This window comes from Alteromonas sp. R7 (genome assembly GCF_055755235.1).
In genome coordinates this window covers 445,776-454,554 of sequence record NZ_JBVTQX010000003.1, presented here as the reverse complement: position 1 = coordinate 454,554, position 8,779 = coordinate 445,776, and the positions used below count along the sequence as shown (strand labels likewise).

15 protein-coding genes are annotated in these 8,779 nt (G+C 40.9%); 14 read left to right on the top strand and 1 reads right to left on the bottom strand.

Translation table 11 applies throughout. The features are described from left to right. Positions 1 to 183 precede the first annotated feature (183 nt). The 14 genes from AC0J2X_RS07700 to AC0J2X_RS07635 all read left to right on the top strand — a co-directional run bounded on the left by AC0J2X_RS07700 (position 184) and on the right by AC0J2X_RS07635 (position 8,620). Complete coding sequence (locus AC0J2X_RS07700) at positions 184 to 909, top strand: hypothetical protein (protein ID WP_156086480.1); 726 nt, start codon at positions 184 to 186, stop codon at positions 907 to 909. A 463-nt stretch (positions 910 to 1,372) separates the two neighbouring features. Then, entirely contained in the window at positions 1,373 to 1,879 is a 507-nt protein-coding gene (locus tag AC0J2X_RS07695; protein WP_472995922.1) for a hypothetical protein, read from the top strand. Between the two features lie 134 nt (positions 1,880 to 2,013). Further along, positions 2,014 to 2,469: a hypothetical protein gene (locus tag AC0J2X_RS07690; protein ID WP_370244719.1), complete on the top strand. Its 456-nt coding sequence runs from the start codon at positions 2,014 to 2,016 to the stop codon at positions 2,467 to 2,469. A gap of 108 nt (positions 2,470 to 2,577) precedes the next feature. Next, entirely contained in the window at positions 2,578 to 2,967 is a 390-nt protein-coding gene (locus AC0J2X_RS07685) for a hypothetical protein (RefSeq protein ID WP_472995921.1), read from the top strand. A 136-nt stretch (positions 2,968 to 3,103) separates the two neighbouring features. Next, positions 3,104 to 3,418 carry a hypothetical protein gene (locus AC0J2X_RS07680; RefSeq protein ID WP_472995920.1) on the top strand — a complete coding sequence of 105 codons (315 nt, stop codon included), beginning with the start codon at positions 3,104 to 3,106 and terminating at the stop codon, positions 3,416 to 3,418. 132 nt (positions 3,419 to 3,550) lie between these two features. Beyond that, entirely contained in the window at positions 3,551 to 3,976 is a 426-nt protein-coding gene (locus AC0J2X_RS07675; RefSeq protein WP_472995919.1) for a hypothetical protein, read from the top strand. Positions 3,977 to 4,084: 108 nt separating this feature from the next. After that, the gene (locus AC0J2X_RS07670; protein ID WP_472995918.1) at positions 4,085 to 4,513 is read left to right on the top strand and encodes a hypothetical protein; all 429 of its coding nucleotides are present in this window, start codon (positions 4,085 to 4,087) and stop codon (positions 4,511 to 4,513) included. A 428-nt stretch (positions 4,514 to 4,941) separates the two neighbouring features. Then, positions 4,942 to 5,631: a hypothetical protein gene (locus AC0J2X_RS07665; protein WP_472995917.1), complete on the top strand. Its 690-nt coding sequence runs from the start codon at positions 4,942 to 4,944 to the stop codon at positions 5,629 to 5,631. Positions 5,632 to 5,759: 128 nt separating this feature from the next. Beyond that, positions 5,760 to 6,650 carry a hypothetical protein gene (locus tag AC0J2X_RS07660; RefSeq protein ID WP_472995916.1) on the top strand — a complete coding sequence of 297 codons (891 nt, stop codon included), beginning with the start codon at positions 5,760 to 5,762 and terminating at the stop codon, positions 6,648 to 6,650. A gap of 108 nt (positions 6,651 to 6,758) precedes the next feature. Continuing rightward, positions 6,759 to 7,154: an energy transducer TonB gene (locus AC0J2X_RS07655; RefSeq protein ID WP_472995915.1), complete on the top strand. Its 396-nt coding sequence runs from the start codon at positions 6,759 to 6,761 to the stop codon at positions 7,152 to 7,154. Positions 7,155 to 7,269: 115 nt separating this feature from the next. Further along, positions 7,270 to 7,620 carry a hypothetical protein gene (locus AC0J2X_RS07650; RefSeq protein WP_472995914.1) on the top strand — a complete coding sequence of 117 codons (351 nt, stop codon included), beginning with the start codon at positions 7,270 to 7,272 and terminating at the stop codon, positions 7,618 to 7,620. Between the two features lie 129 nt (positions 7,621 to 7,749). Then, the gene (locus tag AC0J2X_RS07645; protein WP_472995913.1) at positions 7,750 to 7,971 is read left to right on the top strand and encodes a hypothetical protein; all 222 of its coding nucleotides are present in this window, start codon (positions 7,750 to 7,752) and stop codon (positions 7,969 to 7,971) included. A gap of 181 nt (positions 7,972 to 8,152) precedes the next feature. After that, positions 8,153 to 8,371: an addiction module protein gene (locus AC0J2X_RS07640; RefSeq protein WP_472995912.1), complete on the top strand. Its 219-nt coding sequence runs from the start codon at positions 8,153 to 8,155 to the stop codon at positions 8,369 to 8,371. A gap of 3 nt (positions 8,372 to 8,374) precedes the next feature. Beyond that, on the top strand, positions 8,375 to 8,620 hold the full coding sequence (locus tag AC0J2X_RS07635) for a type II toxin-antitoxin system RelE/ParE family toxin (protein ID WP_462557923.1): 246 nt from the start codon (positions 8,375 to 8,377) through the stop codon (positions 8,618 to 8,620). 3 nt (positions 8,621 to 8,623) lie between these two features. Here the strand turns inward: AC0J2X_RS07635 and AC0J2X_RS07630 are convergent, their stop codons facing one another. After that, positions 8,624 to 8,749: a hypothetical protein gene (locus AC0J2X_RS07630; protein ID WP_462557925.1), complete on the bottom strand. Its 126-nt coding sequence runs from the start codon at positions 8,747 to 8,749 to the stop codon at positions 8,624 to 8,626. Positions 8,750 to 8,779 lie beyond the last annotated feature (30 nt).

Here is an 8,779-nt window from a genome sequence, read left to right as displayed (position 1 = left end):
GTTTTCTCCCTTGGTTTGGTCGCCTATTAGGATAAACTCTGTTTATGCTGATAGGGAGGAGGCTCAATGATTATCAAGTCAATAAACTCACTCACTTCGTTCGCTGGGACGCATACACGCAGGGCGGCTTCGCCATTATGCCCTACGTGCCTGCGCCCGTTATTGAAAAGTTAGACTTCACGTTTGGAATCTCTTGTCTTGAACATTCTTAGGACTTTATTACCAGAAATTTTCGGTGCTATTTTTGGCATAACCGCGATAGCTTTTGCTTACTTTCTATTTAGCCTTTTCTTTCTAGCAATTGAAGAGTTCAATCATCTTGATATGACAGATAATATGAATCCACTATCAATAGGCGCGATTGTCGCAATTACACTTTTCATCATAAAAGAAGTATTGGAAGCCTACCGTAAAAATGCATCGAAAAATCGGAAAATAAAGGCACTAAAGACAATATTGGCTGAGGAGATAAAACTCAATTATTGGGTTTGGAAACAGATCGAGAGTATAGTTAAAAAAGTTAAAGAAATGCCCCCAGAAACCTTATATCAAATCATTAGTTCTACTTCAGGAACGGAACGATTTGAGTACGTTCGCCCAGATGGTGGTGGCGGTGGTATTTTTGTTCCTGAAATAAAGGACCAAGTCTTTACTCAATTGATTACCGAAATAGCAGAATTAGATGAGGATTTTTATTCCAGGAGCATAGAATATGGTAAAGGAGTTGCTGAACTTCAACATCTTAGACATGGGGTGTTTGACTTCATTCATGAAACTCCAAAGGGAGAACACTATGCTGAAGGTTTTTGCGAGTATGCGTTAGATGAGCTTCCTGATATAAAGGATAAGTTTCAAAAACTTTATATAGAATGCACTGGTGATACAGAGTTACAACATCGCATGAGGTGAAGTCTAACAATCATATTAAGTCGCTTCGCTGGGACAGTAACACGTGGGCTCTGTCGCTTCGCTCGGATTTTAGCCCACGTATTACTGCCCCTTATGTGGGTGTTATAAGCCACGGAAAATTGTGAAATGGATTCTCTTTTTATTTACTCTGCATTAGTCACATACTTAGTACTTAGCATTGCAGTATCAGTATTCTTAGCTAAAAGAGAAGACTTAGACTCTGTTCAAAAAATCGCTCAAATAATTATTGCTTAGTTAATTCCAATCATTGGAGCAGTTGCTCTTTGGCAGTTTAATAAAAGTCAGGATCAACCAACTAAGAAGTATTCTGAATTTGGTGGTGGCAACAGAGACAGTAGCGGAGCTGGGTCAGATGGTAGTCATTAACAATGGCATATAACAACTCAATAAACTCACTCACTGTGTTCGCTGGGACGCATACACGCGGGGCGGCTTCGCCATTATGCCCCACGTGCCTGCGCCCGTTATTGAAAAGTTAGGTATCGCAAGGAAAGCTTTGAGTAAATCTATATCGCAATACAAGTCTGGAAAGGAAAATTTATATTTCTTCTATCGTTTTGTAGTTTTACCGTGGGAATTGGAATGGTGTGATAATAAATTCTTAATGAAAATAGGAGACCTGGATGACTTCTGCTCTCAGAATAGCTTTAGTATTAAATCGTTCGAAAGTACAGCAAAACTAAAACTAGCATTAGATACTAAATTCATCTCCGAAACAAAGAAATATAGTGGCGCTTTTTGGTTTGTAAGAAAAGATACTAAACCTAAGGATCTTCTCAGACATTTGCGAAATAGCTTTTCTCATGGCAACTTTACAATAGGTCAAAGAAATAGACAGAAGTGTATTAATCTACAAAATATGGACGGTAACCATATAAAAGCTAAAGGATTTATTCCTCTCGAATTGCTTAAAAGTTTAGTAGATAGTAGTAGTAAGTGTATGGTCTAACGCGAGACCTAACAATCACATTAAGTCGCTCGCAGGCTCGCTGGGACAGTAACACGTGGGCTCTGTCGCTTCGCTCCAAATTTTAGCCCACGCGTTACTGCCCCTTATGTGGGTGTTAGAAGCCAAGGAGAATCATGGCTCGTCGTTCAGAGTTCAAAGGAATTGTAAGAAACTTTGCTCACATGCTAAATAACCGCAATAACGATCATCTTGGTTACTGGGCTACAGGACAACTATGCTTGCTCGCACAGCAACAGAACATCTCTTCTATATCAATTAATCTGTTAGAAATAGAGCATAACAGCGTAAAAAACCACCTCGAACCTTTTGCTAAAAGCATGCGGAAATCACTCATTAATATGCTGAACTCTCATAAGATTCCCTCATCATGGCTTACGTCAGCTACTGTTAGTTTTAGCTTTAATGAACAATATCAAAAGCAGTATCACTATTGGCGTTCGGCTCTGGGCTCCCCCTATCTGGTAACGTTGGAAATCACGTCAGACTTAGGCAAGGTGTATAAACAAACATTTGGTGGTAATGTAAATCCACACGATCCTCTTAAGGAACAACGGCGTGCAGGCTTCTAACAAAAAAATTAAGTCACTCACTTCGTTCGCTGGGACGCATACATGCGGGGCGGCTTCGCCATTATGCCCCACATGCCTGCGCCCCTTATTTAAAAGTTAGGTGCTTCAATGACATTCAAACCACCTTTCTATGAACAAATACTAGAACTCGCTTTGACTATGACCAGCGAGCCTTCTAAAAAGGTTTACTGGGAAGCGCACAATAAGCTAAGAGACATCTGCGAAACACACAAAAACTCAACTTTGGATCATCCGTTTCAGTGGGAAACTTTGGCTGACTTCACCATTGACAGTGGGGAGCAGTTAACTGCGTATTTTGTGGCTCTTGAGTTAGCACAAAAGTACGAATTGCTTGAATACATTGAATCAGTTGCTACGGAAATCTCAGAGATATATTTGTCGCAAAGTGACAAAGGCCATGCATTGACTTATTCTAAAATCGCAAAGGATGCCAAGCTAGGGCTGCAGTCAGAAAAGGTCAATTCAAGGATTGTTTAAACACGCACCTAACAATCGCATAAACTCGCTCGCAAGCTCGCTGGGACAAAAACACGTAGGCTCCCTTCGCTTCGCTCGGTATTATAGCCTACGTATTTTTGCCCGTTATGCGGGCCGTTATGTGCAAGGAGGCTCGATGAAAAAACTCAGCTTTGAATCAAGTTCTTTTCAACGAGATGAACTAATCGCTTTAACAAAAGGAAAGTTTTTATCAGAAGCGAAGCTAAAAGACTTACACAGTTTTGATGCGATACTTCGAAGACACCTTCAAGAAGCGAAACCTGGTACATTCATACACGAAGATCTAAAGGTTGCCGTAGAAAATACGAAGGCAGCTATTCAAGAAAAAACTACAAAAAAAGCATGGTATGAAAAACCTATTGGGCTAATTGGTATAGGTTTATTTGTTACTATACTTGGTAGTTTGTACGTGCTTCGCTTGTCTAATTAACAATTGCACATAACAAAAAAATTATGGCGCCCGCAAGCGGGCTGGGACACAAACAAGTAGGCGGCTTCGCCATTATAGCCTACCTGTTTGTGCCCCATATGTAGGCATTAGGTAACGGTGTAGGGATTTGACTTGTTTAAGATTGGTTTAGCGTTTTTTATCTTTGGCCTAGGCTCTCTAACAGCAGATGTATTTAGCGATTGGACGCTTTTCTCGGCTTGGATTAACGGCAAAGAAAGTTCTTTTCAAGTGTCCGAGAAAGCTTTTACGGACCCTAATCAAGGGTTTCGCGCCAACGGCCCTGAATTATTCATCCACCACACTAACCCACCAACTGGTATTTTGGTTTACTCGCAAAAACTATTGCCTGCTCAAACCACTGTAGAGTGTAAGCTTTCTGGTAATATCTGCTTTTCAAATACTTATTCAACTCTAAGCTTTCTCAATCAAAGTGTTGTCACTGGTATTTATTTGCATATATTCTTGTTAGCTCTTGGTGTTGGTTTTATCGGTGCTCACTTTCTTCGTAGAAAGCCGTCACCTAACAACCCGCTGTAGTCGGTCGCAAGCTCCCTGGGACAATAACACGTAGGCTCCCTGCGCTTCGCTTGGTATTTTAGCCTACGTGTTATTGCCCCTAAGCGGGGCGTTATGTGGCAAAGGATCATGCAAAGGTACAAAGTAAAACTAAACCTCAAAAGCTTTCATGGTGATAGAGACTTCGAATTTTTAGGTACATGGATTGGGTTTGCAGGTATGCTATTCGTCATAGGCTGCATATCTTTTTATCAATACCCTAGGCCTGCTGTAGCTGATTCTGTTCCAATTGTCGCTGGGGCTTGCTTTATCTATTGGCTAGCTACCCAAATTCGTTTTTTGATTGTCGTCTTTTGTACCTTATCTTTGCTGGCTTCAGTTTTATTTTTAGCTTATTCGGTATCAACAAATATCGACTGCTCTCAAATAATTAATTCACGTCGGCAATTACATTGTGTTCAGGACAATCTCTATCCACGTGTTGCGTTTGCGTATTTAGTTAGTTTATTTTTGGTTAGTTTGTATTACTCAATCGGTTATTTTAAGCGTGCCACATAACAAAACACTCAAGCCTCTCGCTTCGCTCGCTGGGACGCTAACACATGGGCTGCGTCACTTCGTTCCTAATTTTAGCCCATGTGTTATCGCCCCTTAGTGGGGTGTTATGCCGCTCAAAGGATGTTATGAAACCGAGTATTAAAAGCAAAATCCCACTAGCGTTTTTAACCCTTTTATCGATTTGGTGGGGGTATTATTACACATCATCAAACGCTCTCAACGAATACGGAAACGCGAAACATGAGTGGCTGTTTATGCTTGACGCTCTCTTGGTGCTTCCAATCTTGTGCTTCCTTTGCGAATCAGATAAACAAAAAGCGTTACTGAAAGCGGCCATTTTATGTTGCACCTCTGTATACATTGGAAGCTTTAGCATTCCCGAACAAAACAAAGTTATTTTCCATTTTCTCGAAAGTGGTCGTTATTTTGTGTTGGCCATTATTCTTGTTTTAGAGCTTTCAGCACTGGTTACAGTATGTTTAGCCGTTCGCGCTTCGCTTGCGAAAAAAGAAGATCCAGATTTAGCGGTCGCTAATCCTATCGAAAAAGTTTTTGGCTCCTCTTTGTTCAGCTCAATCCTTTCACTCGAAGGACGCGTTTGGAGCTTTGCACTTTTTGCGTCCCAAATACAAAGTAGCGCTTATCGCGGCAATCAGCATTTTTACTACGATAAAAAGGATGGCGCTCACAGCAACCTTTTAGGTTTTATTCTACTTATCGTTATCGAAATTCCTCTCGTTCATCTGCTCCTTCACTTTTTATGGTCAAGTACCGCAGCAAACATTGCAACGGGACTTACTTTGTTTGGGTTAGTATTTTTCTTTGCAGAATACAAAGCCGTCGGCAAGCGGCCTGTTTCAATTCATGGGAATAATTTAATCATTCGTTACGGGGTATATGCGCCCTTTACAATTCCACTGAGCAATGTTTCAGTAATATGCCCAAACAATGCGTTTGTGAAACGCTCAAGCAACGTCAAACGATTCAACTATTCTGGTGTTCCAAATGTTGCAATAAAACTCTGTTCGCCTATAAACGGAAAAACGGACGTGTATTTAGGTGTAAACTCACCGGACAACTTTATCAACAGTGTAAAACATGCAAAAAACGCGGCATAACAAGGCGCTTAACTCGCTCCCTTTGGTCACTGGGACACAAACACGCGGCGGCTTCGCCATTTTCGCGCCGCATGTTTGTGCCCGTTAGCTTAGCGTTAAGAGGCATACATTCACATGGAGAGGTCAATTTGCAAAGTAAAATAGGTATTGTGAAAAACCCATTATCTGTGATTGCTATTTTTGCGGGAATCGCTGAAATAAGTGGAACGATGGTGCTGCCGCGCATTTCTCCAGAGAATCAGGAAACTTTTATTTGGTTTCTAATGACTTTTCCATTTTCCTTGGTGATTCTGTTTTTTATTACTTTAAATTGGAATTATAAAGTCCTTTACGCGCCTTCAGACTTTAAAGATGAAGAGCACTTTGTTCGATTAACAAAAGCTACACCAACAGATCTTATAAATAAGTTTAACGAGGATTTCAGTGACGGCATCATCGATAGTAAAGGTGATATTGCTGCTGATACATTAGGTATTAACTCAGATGCTGCGGATGTTGAAAGTTTTGTCGATGACTCTGTGATGAAGGCGAGTACCGGAAAAATTAGAAATAAAGAAGAAAGGTCAAAGCACAAGGAAATAATGCGTAGTTTATCCAAGTTGCGGTATGAAGAAGGCTATTTAATGGCTGATATGGTCCTAAACAAAATTGAGTCAAAACTTGGGCAAGTAATTGATCGTAACATGGTCTTTGAAAAAGGTGGACAACGTTTTCCTTTTGATGGCGTAATTAAAAATGGTGATAACATTACTGCCATAGAGGTAAAGGTATTAAATAAGAATACATTTAATGCGAATGGGTGGAACAGGCTTTTTTCTAGGTTCGATTCGTTTTATTCATCCCTGAGTGATTCAGAAAAAAGAGGCTTTTCTTTAATTCTAGGTATTGCTACAGAAGATCCTTCAGATGAAATGAAGAATATGTTAGAGAGAAGGCTTGCTAACGCTGAATTCAAGTACTTTTTGAACATTTATGAAGTTGATGAGCTAGCAAAAGAACAAAGTAAAATAGCCTCTTAACAAGCGCTTAAAGTCGGAACGTCAACAGTTGGCTATTGTTCGTTCCTCACAATTTTAGCCAACTATTTCCGTCCGCTTAAGCGGGCGTTATGTACTTTAAGGATGAAGATGAATAAATTTGTAGTTTTAATACTGCTAATTTGGGGCTTGCTTGGCTGCCAGTCAACCGCTCCTACCAGCAATGATAATACGGTCAGCAACTCGGCAGTTGAGAACAGAAGTACTATCAAGCCAATAATCATGATTACGGCTATGTACCCTGACTACGAGTTCCAAAACGGAATTGAAGGTAGCTGTAAAGTATCATTCGATTTAATCGACCAAGAAAAATTTGGTTCTGCGCCAGCAAACGTAAAACCGTTGCAGTGCTCAAACTCTAACTTTCTTCGTGCTTGTGAAAAAGCTCTCACCAAGTGGCGTTTCAAAGCGCTCTCAGATTTGGACAAAAGTGAATCGCCTACAAGTTTGCAATACACCTGCAAGTTTGAATTAGAACGTACATAACAAAAAAATTAAGTCGCTCGCTGGGACACAAACATGGCAGTTGTGTCGCTTCGCTCCGATTATAACCGCCATGTTTGTGCCCCTTATTTGGGTGTTATGTGCCACTGAAACTCAAATGAATGCAGTTATAAAAACTTCAATTCTGGTCTTTACCCTAGCTGTTGCCACTTTAACTATTGGCATAGTTTTAATGCCTAGTGTAACAGTAGAGAACTTAACTAAATTCGAAGTCCTCGAGGCAGAAGTCCATGTACCCAGTTCTGAAATGAATTTTGGACCACTTGGGCCGGGTCAAAAAAATACAATTTATTATTCATTGGGGCAATCCGATGGCACATATGAATATAGATTTGTATTCAAAAATGGCTTTGCTCTACAAGGCAGTTGTGGCTATGTTACTGGCAACGAAGTCCGTAAACGCTTTGAAATCAAAATAAAAAATGGTAACGAGGTTATTTGTGGCTAAGGCACATAACAAACAAATAAAGTCACTCGCTGTCGCTCGTTGGGACGCATACACGCAGGGCGGCTTCGCCATTTTGCCCTACGTGCCTGCGCCCGTTATTGAAAAGTTATGTTTAAGGAGGAACATTCCATGAACCCCAGTTTTTATAAGAAGTCCTTGGCAGTATTGTTAGCTTTATTTTTAGGTTTATCACCGCAGATTGTTTTGGCAGAGGAGCCACCTGTTAAAAAAAGCAAGAGCGGCATATGTCACGCTAAAGGTAGTACTCACTATTCCAAGACAAAGAACTACACTCCATATCAGTCTATGGAGGCATGTTTAAAAAGTGGCGGGCGTCGTCCAAAGCGTTAAACATAACAATCACATTAAGCCACTCGCTGGGACAGTAACACGTGGGCTCTGTCGCTTCGCTCTAAATTTTAGCCCACGCATTACTGCCCCTTATGTGGGTGTTACCCGCTACTTGTAAATCCAGCCTTTCACTTCTCTTTTTTAGTGGTAATATCAAATCATACCCAATGGGAGTTATTTTATGTCTGATGCATTGAAAGTGATGCTTGAAAATATCGAGCAACTCAGTACTAAAGAGAAAGCACTTGCTGCCCACTGTCTTTTAACGGCTATGGATACCAAGATTGATAGCGATGTGGAATCCGAGTGGGTAAAACTTGCAGAATCTCGCAGCGCAGAGCTAGAGTTTGGTGCGGTAAAAAGCATTAGTTGGGAAGAGATAGAAAAGGATCTTAATTAAAAAATGCTACCTGTTCCCTTTCACCCAGAGGTTAAAAGGGAAATAAAAGGGTCGTTTGATTGGTATCAAGAACAGTCATTGGGGTTGGGTCACGAATTTACTCAAGAACTAAAGGAAGCCATCGATTCAGTTAGCTCTTTGCCATCGGCATGGACAAAAATGGGGCGAACTCATCGACGCTTTGCCTTAAGCAGGCTCCCATACTCTATTATTTATAAAATTATCGAAAAAGGGAAATTAGTGTGGTAGCTATTATGCACAACCACCGAAAACCAGGGTATTGGCACGAACGCGGCTAACAATACGCTCAAGCCACTCCCTCCGGTCGCTTGGACGCTGCCATGTGGGCTGACTCGCTTCGTTCGGATTATAGCCCACAGGCTAGCGCCCCTTAGCTTAAAGTTATAC

Bases quoted from the DNA above. Each gene is read 5' to 3' on its own strand.
- AC0J2X_RS07695 (WP_472995922.1), top strand. From the start codon at position 1,373: ATGCCCCACGTGCCTGCGCCCGTTATTGAAAAGTTAGGTATCGCAAGG.
- AC0J2X_RS07690 (WP_370244719.1), top strand. From the start codon at position 2,014: ATGGCTCGTCGTTCAGAGTTCAAAGGAATTGTAAGAAACTTTGCTCAC.
- AC0J2X_RS07685 (WP_472995921.1), top strand. From the start codon at position 2,578: ATGACATTCAAACCACCTTTCTATGAACAAATACTAGAACTCGCTTTG.
- AC0J2X_RS07680 (WP_472995920.1), top strand. From the start codon at position 3,104: ATGAAAAAACTCAGCTTTGAATCAAGTTCTTTTCAACGAGATGAACTA.
- AC0J2X_RS07670 (WP_472995918.1), top strand. From the start codon at position 4,085: ATGCAAAGGTACAAAGTAAAACTAAACCTCAAAAGCTTTCATGGTGAT.
- AC0J2X_RS07655 (WP_472995915.1), top strand. From the start codon at position 6,759: ATGAATAAATTTGTAGTTTTAATACTGCTAATTTGGGGCTTGCTTGGC.
- AC0J2X_RS07650 (WP_472995914.1), top strand. From the start codon at position 7,270: ATGAATGCAGTTATAAAAACTTCAATTCTGGTCTTTACCCTAGCTGTT.
- AC0J2X_RS07645 (WP_472995913.1), top strand. From the start codon at position 7,750: ATGAACCCCAGTTTTTATAAGAAGTCCTTGGCAGTATTGTTAGCTTTA.
- AC0J2X_RS07640 (WP_472995912.1), top strand. From the start codon at position 8,153: ATGTCTGATGCATTGAAAGTGATGCTTGAAAATATCGAGCAACTCAGT.
- AC0J2X_RS07635 (WP_462557923.1), top strand. From the start codon at position 8,375: ATGCTACCTGTTCCCTTTCACCCAGAGGTTAAAAGGGAAATAAAAGGG.